The organism is Rhodobacter capsulatus (assembly GCF_052363175.1).
Classification (GTDB): Bacteria; Pseudomonadota; Alphaproteobacteria; order Rhodobacterales; family Rhodobacteraceae; genus Rhodobacter; species Rhodobacter capsulatus_D.
In genome coordinates this window covers 236,191-255,800 of record NZ_CP198946.1, presented here as the reverse complement: position 1 = coordinate 255,800, position 19,610 = coordinate 236,191, and the positions used below count along the sequence as shown (strand labels likewise).

17 protein-coding genes are annotated in these 19,610 nt (G+C 65.4%); 13 read left to right on the top strand and 4 right to left on the bottom strand.

Going from position 1 to position 19,610, the window contains the following annotated elements; genetic code table 11:
* The first annotated feature begins 40 nt into the window (after nucleotides 1–40).
* Genes mutL through ACTTAI_RS01980 form a run of 3 tightly spaced genes read left to right on the top strand, consistent with a single transcriptional unit; the run spans nucleotide 41 to nucleotide 3,553 of the window.
* The gene (mutL, locus tag ACTTAI_RS01990; RefSeq protein WP_444453891.1) at nucleotides 41–1,894 is read left to right on the top strand and encodes a DNA mismatch repair endonuclease MutL; all 1,854 of its coding nucleotides are present in this window, start codon (nucleotides 41–43) and stop codon (nucleotides 1,892–1,894) included.
* A complete protein-coding gene (locus ACTTAI_RS01985; protein ID WP_444453889.1) occupies nucleotides 1,891–3,042 on the top strand; it encodes a DNA recombination protein RmuC in 1,152 nt (383 codons plus the stop codon). The genes mutL and ACTTAI_RS01985 overlap by 4 nt, the downstream gene beginning before the upstream one ends.
* 58 nt (nucleotides 3,043–3,100) lie before the next feature.
* Nucleotides 3,101–3,553 carry a DUF3775 domain-containing protein gene (locus ACTTAI_RS01980; protein WP_444453887.1) on the top strand — a complete coding sequence of 151 codons (453 nt, stop codon included), beginning with the start codon at nucleotides 3,101–3,103 and terminating at the stop codon, nucleotides 3,551–3,553.
* 21 nt (nucleotides 3,554–3,574) lie between these two features.
* Here the strand turns inward: ACTTAI_RS01980 and ACTTAI_RS01975 are convergent, their stop codons facing one another.
* A complete protein-coding gene (locus ACTTAI_RS01975; protein ID WP_013066010.1) occupies nucleotides 3,575–4,261 on the bottom strand; it encodes a response regulator transcription factor in 687 nt (228 codons plus the stop codon).
* Nucleotides 4,262–4,405: 144 nt separating this feature from the next.
* Here ACTTAI_RS01975 and ribA point away from each other — a divergent pair, with 144 nt between their 5' ends.
* Both ribA and ACTTAI_RS01965 read left to right on the top strand, forming a co-directional pair.
* Nucleotides 4,406–5,485 (top strand): GTP cyclohydrolase II, encoded by a 1,080-nt coding sequence (ribA, locus tag ACTTAI_RS01970; protein WP_444453885.1) that lies wholly within the window; start codon nucleotides 4,406–4,408, stop codon nucleotides 5,483–5,485.
* A complete protein-coding gene (locus ACTTAI_RS01965) occupies nucleotides 5,482–6,036 on the top strand; it encodes a L,D-transpeptidase family protein (RefSeq protein WP_444453884.1) in 555 nt (184 codons plus the stop codon). Before ribA ends, ACTTAI_RS01965 begins: the two co-directional genes overlap by 4 nt.
* Here ACTTAI_RS01965 and ACTTAI_RS01960 read toward each other — a convergent pair.
* A complete protein-coding gene (locus ACTTAI_RS01960; protein ID WP_444453882.1) occupies nucleotides 6,033–6,695 on the bottom strand; it encodes a YggS family pyridoxal phosphate-dependent enzyme in 663 nt (220 codons plus the stop codon). The genes ACTTAI_RS01965 and ACTTAI_RS01960 overlap by 4 nt on opposite strands.
* 91 nt (nucleotides 6,696–6,786) lie before the next feature.
* Nucleotides 6,787–7,761 carry a porin gene (locus ACTTAI_RS01955; protein ID WP_444453880.1) on the bottom strand — a complete coding sequence of 325 codons (975 nt, stop codon included), beginning with the start codon at nucleotides 7,759–7,761 and terminating at the stop codon, nucleotides 6,787–6,789.
* Nucleotides 7,762–8,040: 279 nt separating this feature from the next.
* Here ACTTAI_RS01955 and ACTTAI_RS01950 point away from each other — a divergent pair, with 279 nt between their 5' ends.
* The 6 genes from ACTTAI_RS01950 (at nucleotide 8,041) to ACTTAI_RS01925 (ending at nucleotide 15,327) form a co-directional block, all read left to right on the top strand.
* On the top strand, nucleotides 8,041–8,550 hold the full coding sequence (locus tag ACTTAI_RS01950; RefSeq protein WP_444453878.1) for a DUF3576 domain-containing protein: 510 nt from the start codon (nucleotides 8,041–8,043) through the stop codon (nucleotides 8,548–8,550).
* A 136-nt stretch (nucleotides 8,551–8,686) separates the two neighbouring features.
* Nucleotides 8,687–11,356 carry a leucine--tRNA ligase gene (locus ACTTAI_RS01945; protein WP_444453876.1) on the top strand — a complete coding sequence of 890 codons (2,670 nt, stop codon included), beginning with the start codon at nucleotides 8,687–8,689 and terminating at the stop codon, nucleotides 11,354–11,356.
* Nucleotides 11,343–11,837 carry an LPS assembly lipoprotein LptE gene (lptE, locus tag ACTTAI_RS01940; RefSeq protein ID WP_444453874.1) on the top strand — a complete coding sequence of 165 codons (495 nt, stop codon included), beginning with the start codon at nucleotides 11,343–11,345 and terminating at the stop codon, nucleotides 11,835–11,837. The genes ACTTAI_RS01945 and lptE overlap by 14 nt, the downstream gene beginning before the upstream one ends.
* Complete coding sequence (gene holA / locus ACTTAI_RS01935; protein ID WP_444453873.1) at nucleotides 11,834–12,862, top strand: DNA polymerase III subunit delta; 1,029 nt, start codon at nucleotides 11,834–11,836, stop codon at nucleotides 12,860–12,862. Before lptE ends, holA begins: the two co-directional genes overlap by 4 nt.
* Entirely contained in the window at nucleotides 12,859–14,043 is a 1,185-nt protein-coding gene (locus ACTTAI_RS01930; protein WP_444453871.1) for a TIGR03862 family flavoprotein, read from the top strand. The genes holA and ACTTAI_RS01930 overlap by 4 nt, the downstream gene beginning before the upstream one ends.
* Nucleotides 14,044–14,091: 48 nt before the next feature.
* Nucleotides 14,092–15,327 carry an MFS transporter gene (locus ACTTAI_RS01925; RefSeq protein ID WP_444453869.1) on the top strand — a complete coding sequence of 412 codons (1,236 nt, stop codon included), beginning with the start codon at nucleotides 14,092–14,094 and terminating at the stop codon, nucleotides 15,325–15,327.
* Here ACTTAI_RS01925 and ACTTAI_RS01920 read toward each other — a convergent pair.
* A complete protein-coding gene (locus ACTTAI_RS01920) occupies nucleotides 15,315–16,151 on the bottom strand; it encodes an SDR family oxidoreductase (protein WP_444453867.1) in 837 nt (278 codons plus the stop codon). The two genes, ACTTAI_RS01925 and ACTTAI_RS01920, sit on opposite strands and share 13 nt — an antisense overlap.
* 76 nt (nucleotides 16,152–16,227) lie before the next feature.
* Here ACTTAI_RS01920 and ade point away from each other — a divergent pair, with 76 nt between their 5' ends.
* Together ade and ACTTAI_RS01910 are read left to right on the top strand one after the other, a co-directional pair.
* The gene (gene ade, locus ACTTAI_RS01915) at nucleotides 16,228–18,030 is read left to right on the top strand and encodes an adenine deaminase (RefSeq protein ID WP_444453865.1); all 1,803 of its coding nucleotides are present in this window, start codon (nucleotides 16,228–16,230) and stop codon (nucleotides 18,028–18,030) included.
* Entirely contained in the window at nucleotides 18,027–19,502 is a 1,476-nt protein-coding gene (locus ACTTAI_RS01910) for an AMP nucleosidase (RefSeq protein WP_444453864.1), read from the top strand. Before ade ends, ACTTAI_RS01910 begins: the two co-directional genes overlap by 4 nt.
* The last annotated feature ends 108 nt before the right edge of the window (nucleotides 19,503–19,610 follow it).

Below are 19,610 nucleotides of genomic sequence, written 5' to 3'. Positions count from 1 at the left end.
TCTGTTGGGCTCGGTTTCGGGCTGTGCTATCCCTTGTGGAATGAACGCACAGCCCCCCCAAATGGGCGCATCCCGCCCGGTGATCCGCCAGCTTGACGAAGCCGCCGCCAACCGCATCGCGGCGGGCGAGGTTGTGGAACGGCCCGCCTCGGCGGTGAAGGAACTGGTCGAAAACGCACTCGATGCCGGGGCGACACGGATCGAGGTCGCCTATGCCGACGGCGGCAAGACGCTGATCCGCATCAGTGACGACGGCTGCGGCATGAGTGCCGAAGACCTGCCCCTGGCGCTTTCACGTCATGCCACCTCGAAGATCGACGGCTCGGACCTTTTGAACATCCACACCTTCGGCTTTCGCGGCGAGGCGCTACCCTCGCTTGGCGCGGTCGGGCGGCTGACGATCACCTCGCGCGCCGAGGGCTATGAGGCGGCGCAGATCAGCGTTTCGGGTGGCAAGATCGGCGCGGTAAAACCGGCGGCGCTCAATCGCGGCACCGTGGTCGAGCTGCGCGACCTGTTCTATGCCACCCCCGCCCGGCTGAAATTCCTGCGCACCGACCGGACCGAGGCGCAGGCGATCGCCGACACGGTGAAGCGCTTGGCGATGGCAGAGCCCTATGTCAGCTTCACCCTGCGCGAGATCGCGGGGACCGAGACGCGGGAACTGTTCCGCGCCGATGCCGAACAGGGCGAACTCTTCGGCGCCTTGTCGGGCCGGTTGGGTCGCATCCTTGGCCGCGCCTTCGCCGACAATGCCGTGCCTTTGGATGCCGAACGCGAAGGCATCCGGCTGACCGGCTATGCCGCCCTGCCCACCTATTCCCGCGGCGCGGCGATCGAGCAGTTCCTGTTCGTCAACGGCCGTCCGGTGCGGGACAAGATGCTGCTGGGCGCACTCAAGGCAGCCTACATGGATGTGCTCAGCCGCGACCGCCACCCGGCCGCCGTGCTGTTCCTGACCTGCGATCCCGAGTCGGTCGATGTGAACGTTCATCCGGCCAAGGCCGAGGTTCGCTTCCGCGAGGCGGGCGTGCCGCGCGGGCTGATCGTCACCGGCATCCGCCACGCACTGGCGCAATCGGGGCATCGCTCGTCCTCGACCGTCGCCACCGCGACTTTGGGCGCGATGCAACCCGAACCGGCGCAGCCGCGGATCTATCAGATGGAGCGGCCCAGTTACGGCGCGATCCGCAACGCCTTTGCCGCGCAGATGCCGCTTGCCAGTTTTGACGAGGCTCCGCAAAGCTACACCGCGCCCTTTGCCCCCTCGGCCCGGGTCGAGACGCCGCCGCCCGAGACGGCGGAGCTGGTCCACCGCCCGCTCGGCGCCGCGCGGGCGCAACTGCACGAAAACTACATCATCGCCCAGACCGAGCGCGGCATGGTGATCGTCGATCAGCACGCCGCGCATGAACGGCTGGTCTATGAACGGCTGAAGGCGCAAAGCGCGGAAAAGGGCATCGCGGCGCAGGCGCTCCTGATACCCGAAATCGTCGAACTTTCCGCTGCCGATGCCGCCCGGCTGCTGGACGTCGCCGACGATCTGCACCGGCTTGGCCTTGCGATCGAGCCCTTCGGCGGCAGTGCCATCGCCGTGCGCGAAACCCCCGCGATCCTTGGCGAAATCAACGCGGCGGCTTTGCTGCGGGATATCCTTGATGAACTCGCCGATCAGGGCGACAGCCTGCGGCTGCAATCGAAGATCGACGCGGTTCTGTCGCGGATGTCCTGCCACGGCTCGATCCGATCCGGTCGGCAGATGCGGGTCGAGGAAATGAACGCCCTTCTGCGCGAGATGGAAGCCACCCCGCTCTCGGGCCAATGCAACCACGGCCGCCCGACCTATGTCGAGCTGAAACTCTCCGACATCGAACGGCTGTTCGGCCGGACATGATCCAGATCGGCGCGCATGTGATCGACCTGCACGACCCCCTGGTGCAGGGTGCCTTGGGCGCGGCGGCGGTGCTGCTGGTGCTCGTCCTTCTGATGCTGCGGGCGTCCCTGCGCGCGGCAAAAGCGCTCGATCCGCTCGCGGGCAACCTTCTGCATCTGGCGCAACGGGTGCAGGCGCTCTCGGATGGGCAACACCAGCTGGCAGGCGGGCTGCATCATGTGTCGGAGGCGCAGGCAGCGAGCCAAAGCCGGATGCTGCAACTGATGGAAGCCCGGCTGGCCGAGGTGAACCGCGCGATGACCGAAAGCCTGCACGGCTCGGCCACCCGCACGGCGCGCAGCTTGGGCGATCTGCAACAGCGGCTGGCCGCGATCGACAAGGCGCAGGCGAATATCGAGAAGCTCTCGGGCAACGTGCTCGGGCTACAGGATATTCTCTCGAACAAGCAGACCCGCGGCGCCTTTGGGGAAATCCAACTGCATGACATCGTGCAAAAGGCGCTGCCGCGCGATTCCTATACGATGCAGGCGGCGCTTTCGAACGGACGCCGCGCCGATTGCCTGATCCATCTGCCCCATCCCCCCGGCCCGATCGTGATCGACAGCAAATTCCCGCTGGAAGCCTATGAAGCCCTGCGCCGGGCCGAAAACCAGAGCCAGCTGATCGAGGCGCAGCGGATGATGCGGATTTCCATGCGCTCTCATATCCGCGCCATTGCCGACCGCTACATCCTAGAAGGCGAGACCGCCGATGGCGCGCTTCTGTTCCTGCCGTCGGAAGCGGTCTACGCCGAACTGCACGCGAATTTCCCGGAACTGGTGCGCGAGGGCTTTGCCGCCAAGGTCTGGATCGTCTCGCCCACGACCTGCATGGCGACGCTGCACACGATGCGCGCCGTGCTGAAAGATGCGCGGATGCGGGCGCAGGCGGGGGCGATCCGGCGCGAACTCGCCGCGCTGCATGGCGATGTCGGGCGGCTGGGGGAACGGGTGGCGAACCTCGATCGCCATTTCACCATGGCCGCGCGCGACATCGAAGAGATCAAGACCTCTGCCGAAAAGGCGGGCAAGCGGGCGCATCGGCTCGACAATTTCGACTTCGAGGAGCTGGCGCCGGAACCACCGCTGCGGCTTCCCGTCAAAAGCTGAGATGGCGCTTGCGTCACGGCCGATCCGGGGCGAGACTGACCCCACAGGAGGACGTGTCATGCTGCCGATCAGCCCGTCGAAAATCGCCCATGTGATCATCAACGCCCGGAAATTCGACGCCGAGGTGCCGGGGTCCGGTCAAGCGCGCGAGCTCCGCGCCTTCATCGCGGCGCTGAACGAAGATGAACAGGCCGCCCTGACCGCGCTGATGTGGATCGGCCGCGAAACCTTCGAGCCCGAGGAATTCGACGAAGCCTTCGAGACCGCCAAGGCCGAAGCCACCGCCCCCACCGAGGACTATCTGCTCGGCATTCCGATGCTGGCTGATTACCTTGAAGACGGGCTGAATGCGATGGGCATCAGCCTTGAGGAAGCCGAGGACGAGATCCACCCCGACGGTATAAGGGGGGGCGCTGCCCCCGTCCGCAAGCGGACTCCCCCCGGCGTATTTTGCCAAGAAAAAGCCCTGCCTTTCCTTGGCAAAATACGCCACGGGGGCGCGGGGGTGTGAAACCCCCGCTCCTGAGCTGTGTCAGGCCACCAGCCGGTAACCGCCGGACTCGGTGATCAGCAGCCGCGCATTCGACGGATCGGGCTCGATCTTCTGACGCAGGCGGTAGATGTGGGTTTCGAGCGTATGCGTGGTCACGCCCGCATTGTAGCCCCAGACCTCGTGCAAGAGCACATCGCGCGCCACCACCCCATCCTGCGCCCGGTAAAGGAACTTCAGGATATTGGTTTCCTTTTCGGTCAGCCGGATCTTGCGGTCTTTCGCGTCGATCAGCATCTTCATCGCCGGCTTGAACGTATACGGCCCGAGCTGGAACACCGCGTCTTCCGACTGTTCATGCGTGCGCAGCTGGGCGCGGATGCGGGCCAGCAGCACCGGGAACTTGAACGGCTTTGTGATGTAATCATTCGCGCCGCTATCGAGCCCAAGGATCGTGTCGGCATCGGTATCATGGCCGGTCAGCATCATGATCGGGCATTTCACCCCCTGCTTGCGCAGCTTCTTGCACAGCTCGCGGCCATCGGTATCGGGCAGGCCGACATCGAGCATCACCAGATCGTAAAGCGCGCCCTTGGCCTTTTCGACCCCTTCAGCGCCCGAACCCGCCTCGAACACGTCGAATTCCTCGGTCGCGATCAGCTGCTCGGCCAGCGCCTCGCGCAGGTCGCTGTCGTCATCCACCAGAAGAATTTTTTTCAGCCCGGCCATCTTTGCCTCCCGGTCTCGCTGCGGTTTCCGTCAAGCTGGACTCTCATCACGACTGCGGCAAGGGAGGTGAAATCTTTCTCACGCAAGGGTGACGCAGGGGCGGGAAGTGTTTCAATCTGTTTCAGTCGCCGCTATCTTCCGGCCATGGAAACGCCCTTCGCCCTCGGCCCGAGCGCCCTTGAACTTGTGAATCGCGCCCGCGCCGACCTGCGGCTCGGTCTTCCCGTCGTGCTCTCGGGGCAGGTGCTGGCCGTCGCCGTCGAGACACTCTCGCCCGAGCGGCTGCGCGCCCTGCGTAGTCTCGGGCCGCTGACGCTCGCGCTGACCTCGTGGCGGGCCGAGACGTTGAAGGCCCGGGTCTATGATGGCGATCTCGCCCGGATCGCCGTGCCCGAAGACGCCGATCTGGGCTGGCTGCGGGCGCTGGCCGATCCGGCTGATGATCTGCGCGTGCCGATGAAGGGGCCACTCACCAGCCAACGCGGCGGCGAGGCCACGCTCGCCCGGGCCGCGATCGGTCTTTGCAAGACGGCGCAACTTCTTCCGGCCGCGCTGCTCGCCCCCCTGCCCACGCCTGCGCCCGAGGGGCTGACCGCGCTCGACGCGGGGCAGGTGCTGCAACTGCTGTCCTCCGAGGCCGCCTTCGCCCCCGTTGCCGCGGCGCGGGTGCCGATGCGGGCGGCGGAAAAGGGGCGGCTGCATATCTTCCGCCCCGATGATGGCGGGCCGGAACACTATGCGATCGAGATCGGCTCCCCCGACCGGATGCAGCCCGTGCTGGCACGGCTGCATTCGGCCTGTTTCACCGGCGACGTGATGGGCAGTCTGAAATGCGATTGCGGCCCGCAACTCGACGCTGCCCTGCATCAGATGGGGGCCGAGGGGGCGGGCGTGCTGCTTTACCTCAATCAGGAGGGCCGCGGCATCGGTCTGGCGAACAAGATGCGCGCCTATTCCTTGCAGGATCAGGGGTTTGACACCGTCGAGGCAAACCACCGGCTGGGCTTCGAGGATGACGAGCGCGATTTCCGCATCGGTGCAGCGCTGTTGAAAAAGCTCGGGTTCAAATCGGTGCGACTTCTGACCAACAACCCGGCCAAGGTGCGGATGCTCGAAACTCATGGCATTGCCGTGGCCGAGCGGGTGCCGCTCAAGGTCGGCAAAAGCGCCCATAACGCCGCCTATCTGGCCACCAAGGCCGCGAAATCGGGGCACCTGCTGTGATCCGTCTGACCGCCACCGGACTTCTGTTCAACGGCCGCCGCCATCCGGTGCAGATCGGCCGCGGCGGCCTTTCCACCGCCAAGCGCGAGGGCGACGGCGCCACCCCGGTGGGCCGCTTGCGCATCGTCGGGCTGCTTTACCGCGCCGACCGCCTGCCCCGCCCGGCGCCTTGGGCCAGGCCGATCGGGCCACAGGATCTGTGGTGCGATGCCCCCGATCACCCGGCCTATAACCAGCCGATCACGGCACCATTCACCGCCAGCCATGAACGCCTGGCCCGCCGCGATCCGCTTTACGACATCGTTCTGGTGACGGACTGGAACTATCCGAACGCAACGCCCGGCAAGGGCTCGGCAATTTTCGTGCACCAGCGCCGCCGCCTCGGCTACCCGACCGCGGGCTGCCTTGCGCTGCGCCGTGCCGATCTGATCAAGCTCGCCCGCAATCTGAAACCCGGCACCGAGATCGAGATCCCGAACCTCGCCTGCTTTCATCTTGCGAAAAATACCTCGGGGTCCGGGGCAGCGCCCCGGTCCGCCGACAAGGCTTAAGCCTTCGCCCGGTAATCCCGGGCGCCGAAAATCGCCGAGCCGACCCGCACATGCGTGGCCCCGGCGGCAATCGCCGCTTCGAAGTCAGAGCTCATCCCCATCGAGAGCCCGGTCAGCCCGTTCCGCGCCGCCATCTCGGCCAGCATGGCGAAATGCGGGGCGGGGTCTTCCGCTTCCGGCGGAATGCACATCAATCCGACCACCGGCAGATCAAGCCGCCGCGCCTCGGCCACAAAATCATCCAGTATCTCGGGCAGAACGCCTGCCTTTTGCGGTTCGGCGCCGGTGTTGACCTGCACGAACAGATCCGGGCTTGCCCCCCGCGCCTGCGCCAGCGATGCAAGCTTTGTCGCCAGCGACGGCCGGTCGAGCGTGTGGACCGCCTCGAACAGCTCCACAGCCTGCTTGGCCTTGTTCGTCTGCAAAGGCCCGATCATGTGCACGGCCACGCCCGGGAACTGCGCCCGCCATGCGGGCCATTTCCCCGCCGCCTCCTGCACATAATTCTCGCCAAAGAGCCGTTGCCCCTCAGCCAGAATCGCCTCGACTCGCTCAGGCGGCTGCACTTTGGACACGGCGATGAGCTGCACCGAGCCCTCGGCCCGCCCGGCCGCCCGCATCGCCGCGGCGATCCGGGCCTGAATATCCATCAATCCCATGGCGATCTCCTTTGCGGCACACTCCAGCACGGCCCCGCAGAAAAGAAAAGAGCGGGCCAAGGCCCGCTCTTTCCCATCAAGTTCTGAACGATCAGAACGAGAATTTCACGCCGAGGTTGGCGACCGGATCCGAGCCGTCAACGTCGTCATCTTGCACGCCAGCCGCGAGGATCGCGCCGCCGCCCAGATCGTAGTCGGCGCCGAGGCCGTACCAGGTGACCGACTCATCAGCACCGCCGCCGATGTCAGCGCCGTCAACCGGGCTGGCTTTTTGGACGTAGCCTTTGACGGTGACCGCGTTGAACGCCGAGGCAACGCTCAGACCAACAGCGTAGTCAACCAGGTTTTCGTCGCCACCAGCAGCGTAGTAGGCTTTGACATCGGTGTTGCCGAATTTCGCCATGCCGGCGAGTTCGGTTTGCGACTTGTCGCCGGCAGCGGTTACGCCATCGAGTTTTTCGTAGCCGAGGCCAGCGGTGTAGTTACCGAAGGTGTAGGCGGCGGCGACCGAGTAAGCTTGGGCTTCCTCGACGGTGGTCTGATCAGTGTAACCATCCGACATAGCAGCGGCGACCGAGATCGGGCCGGTGCTGTAGGTGTACAGCAGAGCCGATTGGGTCTGGTTGTCGAGGGTCAGATAGGGGATATCGTTGGTGTTCAGAGCGCCATTGGTGATACCAGCGGTGCCTTGGTCATCGCCCAGGTAGCCCACGTCGGCCAGGTCGCCGAACAGTTCTTCCGGAGCCGAAGCAACGTCGCCCATGGTCACCTTGCCGAAGGCGCCCGACAGGAACACGGTGCCGCGGCTACCGTTGCGCGGATCGGCGTCTTCGCCACGCAGGTCCGAGGTTTTGAAGGTCGCGCCGAATTCCAGACCGGTGTCGGTGGTGCCCGAGAGGGTGAACTTGACGCGAGCGCGGCTCGAGAAGTTCCATTCGTTGTCGGTGACGCCATCGCCGCCGGCATAGGCCACACCCATACGGGCGTCGCCCGAGAGTTTCACTTCAGCGGCAGCCATGCCGGCGGTCATGACGAGCGCGGTCGTCGCGATGAGAAGCTTTTTCATTTGTTCCCTCATTTGCTAAGGTCAGCCCCAACTCAGGGGACTCCGAGTTGGGTATGAAGGCTTTTTCTCTCGCCACGTCGCACTTTGCAACGAAAACAGGGCCGAAGCGGCCAAAGCAAAACCGCATGGTGCAGCTTTGCCACAGTGCCCCGCTGGGGGCAGACGGCTTCGTGACCGCCGCAACATGTGCCCGAAGGGGGAAAAATCTTGTCGCCCCCCCAGCCTTCGGCTAGAGACGGGAAAAGCCAATGGGTTCAGCCTGCGGGGGCAGTCGATCGTATGAAGAAAGCAACCTCTCTGCGCACCGCGGCGGTGCTGGGTGTCGCCTTTGCCCTTGCGGGTTGCGGCGGCACCTCGAGCGGCAAGCTGTTTTCCTGGGGCGGCGCCGCGAAGGCACCGCAAAAGCAGGAAACCGCTTTCGACAAGTTCAACCCGCAGCCGAAGCAATCGACGCTGTTCGACCTGTTTTCGAACAACCAGGACCCGAACGTCTCGCTCGCGGTGAACAAATATCTGTGGAACGCCTCGCTGGAAGTGCTCGACTTCCTGCCGATTGAATCGGTCGATCCGTTCTCGGGCCTGATCGTCACCGGCTACGGCACGCCGCCCGGCGGCGGCAAGGCCTACCGGGCGACGATCCATGTCACCGATCCGGCGCTTGACGCCCGCTCGCTGAAAGTGTCGCTGGAAAGCCGCGGTGGCGCGGTGGCCCCGGAAACCGTGCGCGCGGTCGAGGATGCGATCCTGACCCGGGCCCGGCAGCTGCGGATTCGCGACTCGGGGCTTTAAGCCGTCACAAGACTGCGATTTCCCCGCCCGGAACCCTCCGCGGCGGGGTTATTTTGTCACTTGTCTTTCCTGATCACTGGACCTTCCGGCCCCGCGCGGTGTAGCAAACCGCGACCGATGACGAACGAGGGGCCAGATGTCGCGTTACGAGCCGAGCCAGAGCGAAAAGAATTGGCAAGCCGCCTGGGAGGCGGAGGGCGTCTTCACCGCGCGGCGTGATCCCGCAAAGCCGAAATATTACGTGCTCGAGATGTTCCCCTATCCGTCGGGGCGCATCCACATGGGCCACGTGCGCAACTACACCATGGGCGACGTGGTGGCGCGGTATAAAATGTCCTGCGGTTTCAGCGTGTTGCACCCGATGGGCTGGGACGCCTTCGGGATGCCCGCGGAAAACGCCGCGATGGAGCGGGGCGGCCATCCGAAGGACTGGACCGAGAACAACATTCTGGAAATGAAGAGCCAGATGAAGCCGCTCGGCTTGTCGATCGACTGGAGCCGCGAAATCGCCACATGTCGCCCGGAATATTACGGCCAGCAACAGGCGATGTTCCTTGATATGCTGGAAGCGGGTCTCGTCTATCGCAAGAACGCGGTGGTGAACTGGGACCCGGTCGACATGACGGTTCTGGCGAACGAGCAGGTGGAAGACGGGCGCGGCTGGCGCTCGGGTGCTCTGGTCGAGCGCAAGGAACTGACGCAGTGGTTCTTCAAGATCTCGGATTACGCGGGTGAATTGCTCGCGGCGCTTGATGGTCTGAAGGACTGGCCGGAAAAGGTTCGGCTGATGCAGGCGAACTGGATCGGCCAGTCGCGCGGGCTGCAATTCAGCTTCGACACCGTCGATGCGCCCGAGGGATTCGGCCAGATCGAGGTCTACACGACCCGGCCTGACACGCTGATGGGGGCCAGCTTCGTCGGCATTTCGCCCGACCATCCGCTGGCCAAAGTGCTGGAAGCGGCGAACCCGGAAATGGCCGAGTTCATCGCGCAATGCCGCAAGGGCGGCACCACCGAGGAAGCGATCGAGACGGCCGAGAAGATCGGCCTTGATACCGGCATCCGTGTCAAGCATCCGCTTGATCCGGCTTGGGAATTGCCGGTCTGGATCGCGAACTTCATCCTCATGGATTACGGCACCGGCGCCATCTTCGGCTGCCCGGCGCATGACCAGCGCGACTTCGAATTTGCCACGAAATATGCCTTGCCGATCAACCCGGTCTTCGTACCGGGGGAACCGATCTTGATTGGTTCCCAACAAGACGCTGGCTATCTGAGAGGCGGTTGGGAGAACGGAATCGGCTATGACGCCATAGACGATGAAGGCCCATATCGCCCCGCATTTGTGGTAGCCTCGGAGCTAATCGCTAATCGAGCTTATGTTCCGCAAAAATCGGAACCCGTGCGCTACATCCGCGGCTTTGCCGGGGCGGACGTGCAAACCGGCGAAGAGGGCGTGGCCACCGCCATCGCCGTGGCAGAATCGCAAGGCTGGGGCACCGGCGTCACGAAATACCGCCTGCGCGACTGGGGGCTTTCCCGTCAGCGCTACTGGGGCTGCCCGATTCCCGTCGTGCATTGCGCCGCCTGCGGTGTCGTGCCCGAGAAGAAAGAGAACCTGCCGATCCGGCTGCCCGATGATGTCACCTTCGACAAGCCGGGCAACCCGCTCGACCGGCATCCGACCTGGCGCGACTGCACCTGCCCGGCCTGCGGGGCCCCCGCCCGGCGGGAAACCGACACGATGGACACCTTCGTCGATTCGTCCTGGTATTATGCGCGCTTCACCGCGCCGCATGCGACGACGCCGACCGTGGCCGAGGATGCCGACTACTGGATGAACGTCGATCAATATATCGGCGGCATCGAGCATGCGATTCTGCACCTGCTCTATTCACGCTTCTTCGCCCGCGCGATGGCGAAGACCGGGCACCTGCCCGCCAAAGCGATCGAGCCCTTCGACGCGCTGTTCACCCAAGGCATGGTGACGCACGAGATCTACCTGACCCGCGACGCCAATGGCCGTCCGGTCTATCACCTGCCCGAAGACGTGGACCACGAGGCGGGCACGCTGAAGGCGACGGGCGAAAAGGTCGAGATCATCCCCTCGGCCAAGATGTCGAAGTCGAAGAAGAACGTCGTCGATCCGATGAACATCATCGCGCAATTCGGCGCCGATACCGCGCGCTGGTTCGTGATGTCGGACAGCCCGCCCGAGCGCGACGTGGAATGGACCGCTTCGGGGGCCGAGGCCGCCTGCAAGCACCTGACGCGCGTGTGGAACCTGTGCGACCGCATCGCCACCCTGCCCGATGACCTGCCGCCCCGCGAGGACGAGGCGCTGCTGCGGGCCATGCACCGGGCGATTGCCGATGTGACCTTCTCGATCGAGAATTTCGCCTTCAACAAGGCGATTGCGAAGCTTTACGAATTCACCAACACGCTGGCGAAATCGGATGCCTCGAAACCGGTCCGGCAACAGGCGATGCGCACGCTTGCCCAGCTGATGGCACCGATGACGCCGCATCTGGCCGAGGATGTCTGGGCGCATCAGGGCGGCGAAGGTCTGGTGGTGCGCGCGCCCTGGCCGAAGGCCGATCCGGCGATGCTGATCGAAGACACGGTCACGCTGCCAATTCAGATCAACGGAAAGCGTCGGGCCGAAGTGGTCGTGCCGAAAGACATGCCCGCTTCCGAGGTTGAAAAGCTCGTGCTGGCGGACGAGACTGTGATCAAGGTTCTGGCCGGTGGCCAGCCGAAAAAGCTCATCGTCGTCCCGGGGCGCATCGTCAATGTGGTCGTCTGACCGTCGGTCCTTTCTGCTTCTGATCAGCGCTGCGGCCCTTTCGGGCTGCGGCTTCACCCCGGCCTTTGGGCCGAAGGGCGGCGCGGCCGGGCTTCTGGGCCGCGTCGAAACCGACATGCCGCAAACGCCCGACGATTTCGCGCTGGTGCGGCGGCTGTCGGAACGACTCGGCCCGGTCGAAAAGGCGCGGTATCGGCTGTCTTACACCGTCACCACCGACGTGCTGGGTCAGGCGATCACGCCCGAAGGGTCGACGACGCGCTATTCGCTGACCGGGCAAGTCGATTACACGCTGCACGACAGCCGCTCGGATGCCGTGCTGCTGGCGGGCAAGGTGAGCAGCTTCACCTCGTGGTCGGCCTCTGGCTCGGTGGTCGCGACCTCCTCGGCCGAGGATGACGCCCATCGCCGCCTGATGCGGATGCTCGCCGATCAGATCGTCACCCGTCTGCTGGCGCAGGCGAGCACGCTGCCGAAATGAAGCTGACCGGCATCGCCGCGACGCGCTATTTCGGCAAACCCGATCCGGCGCGGCTTGGGCTTCTGATCTACGGCGCCGATGCGATGCGGGTCGCGCTGCGGCGGCAGGAAGTCATCGCGGCGCTGATCGGCCCCGAGGGCGAGGCCGAGATGCGGCTGACCCGGCTTTCGGGCGCCGATCTGCGCAAGGATGCCTCGCAGGTGATCGACGGCATCAAGGAGATCGGCTTCTTTCCCGGTCCGCGCGTGGTCTTTGTCGAAGAAGCCACCGACACTACCGCCCCGGCCTTTGACGCCGCGGTGAAGGCCTGGACGCATGGCGATGCGCAGATCATCGTCACGGCAGGCGCGCTGACCGCGAAATCTGCCCTGCGCAAGATCTTCGAGAATCACCCGAACGCCTATGCGATCGGCATCTATGACGACCCGCCCAGCCGCGAAGAGATCGAGGAGATCCTGAAAAAGGCCGGGCTGCGGACGATCCCGAATGAGACGATGACCGATGTTCTGGCGTTGTCGAAGGCGCTCGATCCGGGCGATTTCCGCCAGACGATCGAAAAGATCGCGCTTTACAAACATGGGGATAGCAGCCCCCTGACCTCGGCCGAGGTGGCGCTTTGCGCCCCCACGACGGTCGAAGCCGAGATCGACGAGGTGCTCGAACTGGTGGCCGACGGGCGGCCCTTGGACCTTGCGCGGATGATGCGCCGGATCGAGGGGCAGGGCGTGCAGCCGGTGACGCTGGCGATCATGGCGACACGGCATTTCCGCACCTTGCACATGGCGGCCTCGGACCCCGGCGGGGCCGGGGCGGGCATCGGCAAGCTGCGTCCGCCGGTCTTCGGTCCGCGCCGCGACGTGTTGCAGCGGCAGGCGAGCCGCTGGGGGATGATGCGGCTCGAAGAGGCGCTGAAAGTGCTGATCGAAGCCGACCTGACGCTGCGCTCGGCCTCGAAAGCGCCGCAGATGGCGGTGATCGAACGGGCTTTGATGCGATTGGCCTCGATGGCGGCGAAGCTCGGATGACGCAGGCGTTGGTGATTGGCGGCGGTCCGGGGGGCATGATGGCGGCCGAGGAATTGGCCCGCGCAGGCGTCCGGGTCGTGCTGGCCGAGGCGAAACCGACCTTGGCGCGGAAATTCCTGATGGCCGGGAAATCCGGGCTGAACCTGACCCGCGACGAGCCTTTGGCGCAGTTTCTCGACGCCTATTCCCCCGACTGGATTCGCCCGCATGTGGCCGGTTTCGGCCCCGAGGGGGTGAAGGACTTCGCCCGCGGTCTGGGCGTCGATCTGTTCACCGGCTCGACGGGGCGGGTGTTTCCGGTCGAGATGAAAGCCTCGCCGATGCTGCGGCTCTGGGCGCGGCGGCTGGCCGATCTGGGGGTGGAGGTCCGCACCCGATGGCGCTGGACAGGCTTTGCCGGGGATGGTTTCGCCTTCGACACGCCCGAGGGGCCGAAACTGCTGACTCCCAAAGTGACCGTTCTGACGCTTGGCGGCGCAAGCTGGCCGCGGCTTGGCTCGGATGCGGCCTGGGTGCCGTGGCTGGCCGAAAAAGGCGTGACGCTGGCACCGTTCCGGCCCGCGAACATGGGGCTGATGGTCGACTGGTCACCCCATATGGCCGCGCATCTGGGACAGCCGGTCAAGGGGGCCGCGCTGATCACGCCGGATCAAACAAGCCGGGGCGAGTTCGTGCTCTCGGCCCGGGGGCTCGAAGGCGGCGGCATCTATGCGATTGCGGCTTTGGTGCGGGATGGGGCGCCCTTGTCGCTCGACCTTGCGCCCGATCTGCGGGTGGACGACATCGCGCATCGGCTCGCCCGCACGCCTGTGCGCGACAGCCTGCCGAACCGTCTGCGCAAGGCTTTGCGGCTGGATCCGGTGAAGCTCGCCCTGTTGCAGGAATGGGGGCGGCCGCTGCCCACCGATCCGCTCGCGCTCGCCCGCAAGCTGAAAGCGCTCCCCGTGCGCCACCTTGGCCCGCGTCCCTTGGCCGAGGCGATTTCCTCGGCGGGCGGCATTGCCGAAACCGCCCTGACCGACGGTCTTGAACTGAAGGCCCTGCCCGGGGTCTTTGCCGCGGGCGAGATGCTGGATTGGGAGGCGCCGACGGGCGGTTATCTGCTGACCGGCTGTCTGGCCACCGGCCGCGTCGCCGGGCAGGCGGCGGCGCGATTGTTCGGGGCACAATCGACAGATTGACGCAGCCCCCCCCGCATGGCGAACTGGCCGCCTTGCGAGGGAGACCAAATGACCCAGACCCGCCTGATCACCCCCGTCCTTGTGGGCGGCGCCATCATCTTGATGCTTGGCTTCGCCATCCGCGCCTCGTTCGGGGTGTTCCAGATCCCGATCGCCACCGAATTCAGCTGGCCGCGGGCGGAATTTTCGCTGGCCATCGCGATCCAGAACCTCGCATGGGGGATCGGGCAACCGATCTTCGGCGCGATTGCGGAGCGGTTTGGCGATCGCAAGGCGATCGTTCTGGGCGCGCTGATGTATGCGCTGGGATTGGTGCTTTCCGCCTTTGCCACCCAGCCCTGGCAACATGACCTTCTGGAAATCTTCGTCGGCTTCGGCATCGCAGGCACGGGCTTTGGCGTGATCCTGGCCGTCGTCGGCCGCGCCGCCTCGGCCGAGAATCGCTCGCTGACGCTTGGCATCGCCACCGCCGCAGGCTCGGCCGGTCAGGTCTTCGGCGCACCGGTGGCCGAGGCGTTGCTGTCGCAGTTCCCTTGGCAGACCGTCTTCGTGATCTTCTCGGTCACGATCCTTGCCGCGATGGCCGCCCTGCCGCTTCTGCGCAGCCCCGCCCGCGCCGCGCATCACGGCACAAGCGAGCCGATGGGCACGGTGCTGAAACGCGCGTTGAAAGATCCGTCCTTCACCCTGATCTTCCTTGGCTTCTTTTCCTGCGGCTATCAGCTCGCCTTCATCACCGCGCATTTCCCCGCGATGGTGACCGAGATGTGCGGCGCCGTTCCCCCCGGCTCGCTGCTGGCCGCGGTGGGGATCGAGAGCCTGTCCACCCTCGGCGCCGTCGCCATCTCGCTGATCGGTCTGGCCAATATCGCGGGCACGATCTTTGCGGGCTGGGCCGGGCGGCACTATTCGAAGAAATATGCCCTCGCCATCGTTTACCTGCTGCGCACCATCGCCGCCGCCGCCTTCATCCTGACGCCGATGACGCCCGCGACGGTGCTGGTGTTCTCGCTCGTCATGGGGGCGCTGTGGCTGGCGACGGTGCCGCTGACCTCGGGCCTGATCGCCGAGATTTACGGGCTGCGCTACATGGGCACGCTTTACGGCGTCGTCTTCTTCTCGCATCAGGTCGGCGCCTTTCTGGGCGTCTGGCTGGGCGGGCGGCTTTACGACATCTCGGGCGATTACACGCTGGTCTGGTGGGTCGGCGTCGGCATGGGGGCCTTCTCGGCGCTCGTCCACCTTCCGGTGAAAGAGCGCCCGCTGATCGCTCAACCGGCCTGAAGCATCGCTTCCAAACCGGCGCGAAAATCGGGGTAGCGCAAGGTTATCCCGAGCTCCGTCTTGATCCGGTCGTTCCGAACCCGCTTGTTTTCGGCATAGAAACTGGCCGCCATCGGGGTCATCTGGCTGGGGTCAAAGGGCACCTCGGGCGGGCGCGGCAGGCCCAGAAGCTCGGCCGCATAGGCCAGCACATCCTCGGGCGGCGAGGGCGCGTCGTCGCAGACGTTGTAGACCCGCCCGGGGTTCGGCTGCGCGATCGAGGCTGCCAGCACCTGCGCGATGTCCTCGACATGGATGCGCGAGAACACCTGCCCGGGCTTCAGGATCAGCCGCGCGGTGCCGTCCCGAACCTTCTCGAACGGGCCACGGCCGGGGCCGTAAATCCCGGCCAGGCGGAAGATCTGCAGCGGCAGACCCAGCGCCTGCCAGCCCGCCTCGGCCGCCACCCGCTGCACGCCGCGCGTGGTCGAGGGGGTCAGGGGCGTGTCTTCATCCACCCAGCCACCGCCATGATCGCCATAGACGCCGACGGTCGAAAGATAGCCAACCCAGCGCAAATGCTGCGCAGCGAAAAGCGCCTCTTTCTGCGCAGCGAGAACCGGGTCACCGGAGCCATCCGGGGCCACGGAAGTGAGCAAATGCGTGGCCTCCGCCAGCGGCAGCGGCCCCCCGGTCCAGACCATCGGCTCCACCCCTTCGCTGCGCAGCATTTCGGTTTTCGCCGCACTGCGCGTCGTCGCGATGATCCGCCAGCCATCGGGCAAAAGCAGCCGGGCCAGCGCCCGCGCGGAATAACCGTGACCGATCGAGAGCAGCGTTTTCATGGGTTTCTCCTTCGCCTCGCAACCTAGTCATCACGTCGTCACTTGCGAAGGGCAAAAAGCTCTGGCACCTTTGGTCATGGAACATATGACATCTCTCAAAACCTGGCCCGAGGCCGCGCCGCGTCTGATTGCCGTCGCCGCGGGCAGAGCACCCGCCGATTGCGTGATCCGGCAGGGCAAATGGGTCAACGTCCAAAGCCGCGAAGTGCTGGACGGTTACGACATCGCGATTGCCGAGGGGCGTTTCGCCGCCATCGCCCCCGATTTGAGCTCGGCCATCGGGCCGGACACACGGGTGATCGAGGCGCAGGGCCGCTACATGATCCCCGGTCTCGTCGATGGTCACATGCATGTCGAAAGCGGCATGCTGACGCCCGCGGAATTCGCCGCCGCCGTGATCCCGCATGGCACGACGACGATGTTCACCGACCCGCATGAGATTGCCAACGTGCTGGGTCTGGCGGGCGTGCGGATGATGCATGACGAGGCGATGATGCAGCCCGTCAACATCTTCACCCAGATGCCCTCCTGCGCGCCCTCGGCCCCGGGGCTGGAGACGACGGGCTTTGAAATCACCCCCGAGGATGTGGCCAAGGCGATGTCCTGGCCCGGCATCATCGGTCTTGGCGAGATGATGAACTTTCCGGGTGTCATCGGCGCCGATGCCAAGATGCTGGCCGAGATCGCGGCCGTGCAGCGGGCGGGGAAAACCGTGGGCGGGCATTACGCCAGCCCCGACCTTGGGGCACCGTTCCGCGCCTATGCGGCGGGCGGTCCGGCCGATGACCACGAGGGCACCTGCGAAGACGATGCCGTGGCCCGGGTCCGGCAAGGGATGCGGGCGATGCTGCGGCTCGGCTCGGCGTGGTATGACGTCGAAAGCCAGATCACCGCGGTGACGCAACGCGGGCTTGATCCGCGCAACTTCATCCTGTGCACCGACGATTGCCATTCCGGCACGCTGGTCCACGAAGGCCATATGAACCGCGTTTACCGCCATGCCGTCGCCTGCGGCTGCGATCCGCTGATCGCGCTGCAGATGTGCACGGTGAACACGGCGAGCCATTTCGGGCTGGAACGGGAATTGGGCTCGATCGCGCCCGGGCGGCGGGCGGATGTGATCCTGACCTCGGATCTGGTCACCCTGCCGGTCGAGATGGTGATCGCGCGGGGTGAGGTGGTGGCCGAGAACGGCACCCTGACCGTCGACTGCCCGCATTACGATTGGCCCGAAAGCGCGCGGCAGACCGTGCATCTGGGCAAGCACCTCGAGCCTGCGGATTTCGCCATTCCCGCCCCCGAGGGCGCGAATACGGTGACCGCCAAGGTGATCGGCGTCGTCGAAAATCAGGCGCCGACGAAGGCGCTGACCGCGGAGCTGCCCGTGGTCGACGGGCTGGCGCAGCCGGACGAGGCGAAAGATGTGGCGCAGATCGCGCTGGTCGAGCGGCACCGGGGCACCGGCAAGGTGGTGAACGGCTTCGTCTCGGGCTTTGGCTACAAGGGCTCGATGGCGATCGGCTCGACCGTCGCGCATGACAGCCACCACATGATCGTCGTCGGCACCGACCGCGCCGCGATGGCCGCCGTCGCGAACCGGCTCGGGCAGATGGGCGGCGGCATCAGCGTCTGGAAAGACGGCGCCGAACTGGCCGCCGTGCCCTTGCCGATTGCCGGGCTGATGTCCGACGACCCCGCCGCCGAGGTTGCCGCCCGCGCCGCGGCGATGGTCAAGGCGATGGCCGACTGCGGCTGCACGCTGAACAACGCCTACATGCAGCATTCGCTGCTGGCTCTGGTCGTGATCCCGGAAATCCGGATCTCCGACCTTGGCCTTGTCGATGTGACGAAATTCCAACTGACCGAGCTTTTCGAATGAATGACCCCGTAACGATCCTCACCCCGCCGCCGTCGGCGCATGACACCTTCACCGACGCGGCCGCCGCCGTGGCCCGGCTCGAACAGCTTTACAGCGAGGCGACCGGCTTCCTGTTGCAGAAGTTCAATGAGGTTCTTGCCACCGGCCATGCCGACACCCGCTATCGCGCCTTCTACCCGGAGGTGCGGATCACCGTCACCTCGCACCTGAAATCCGACAGCCGTCTGAGCTTCGGCCATGTGTCCTCGCCCGGCACCAAGGTCGCGACGATCACCCGCCCCGATCTGTTCCGCAATTACCTGACGCAGCAGATCGGGCTTCTGATGCGCAACCATGGCGTGCCGGTGACGGTCGGCCCGTCGGCAACCCCGATCCCGGTGCATTTCGCCGTCGCGGGCCAGCCCGAGGTGACGATCCCGCAGGAAGGCGCGCTGACCATTTCGCTGCGCGATGTGTTTGACGTGCCGTCCCTGGAAAGCATGAACGACGACATCGTGAATGGCACGGCAAAGCCGAACCCGGATGGCTCGGGGCATCTGGCGCCCTTCACCGCGCAACGGGTGGATTACTCGCTCGCCCGGCTCTCGCATTACACCGCGACGGCGCCCGAGCACTTCCAGAACCATGTGCTGTTCACCAACTACCAGTTCTACGTCGACGAATTCGAAAAGGTCGCGCGGCAGATGCTGGCCGATCCGGCACAGGGCTATACGAGCTTCGTCGCGCCCGGGAATGTGGAAATCACCACGGCAGACGGGGTGATCCCACCCTTGGCGAAGCTGCCGCAGATGCCGACCTATCACCTGAAGCGGCCGGACGGGAACGGCATTACGCTGGTCAATATCGGCGTCGGCCCGTCGAACGCGAAGACCGCGACCGACCATATCGCCGTGCTGCGGCCGCATGCCTGGCTGATGGTCGGCCATTGTGCAGGGCTGCGCAACTCGCAAAGCTTGGGCGATTTCGTTCTGGCCCATGCCTACCTGCGCGAGGATCACGTGCTGGATGACGATCTGCCGGTCTGGGTGCCGATCCCGGCCCTGGCGGAGGTGCAGGTGGCCCTGCAGGAAGCCGTGGCCGAGATCACCCAGCTTGAAGGTTACGAGCTGAAGCGGATCATGCGCACCGGCACGGTGGCGACGATCGACAACCGCAACTGGGAGCTGCGCGATCAATCCGGCCCGGTGCAGCGGCTCAATCAAAGCCGCGCCGTCGCGCTCGACATGGAAAGCGCGACCATCGCCGCGAACGGGTTCCGATTCCGGGTTCCCTACGGCACGCTGCTCTGCGTTTCGGATAAACCCTTGCATGGCGAACTCAAGCTGCCGGGCATGGCGACCGAGTTTTACCGCACTCAGGTGGCCAGTCATCTGCTCATCGGCGTGCGCGCGATGGAGAAGCTTCGGGCCATGCCGCTGGAGCGGATCCACAGCCGGAAACTGCGCTCTTTCGACGAAACAGCCTTCCTCTGATGCGCTGCCTTGACGCCGGGAAAATCAGCAAAACATGCCCGAAAAGGCTTGCCATGCTGGAAAAAACGGTGTGTTAGAGGGCGCATCAAACCGTGCAGACGGATCAAG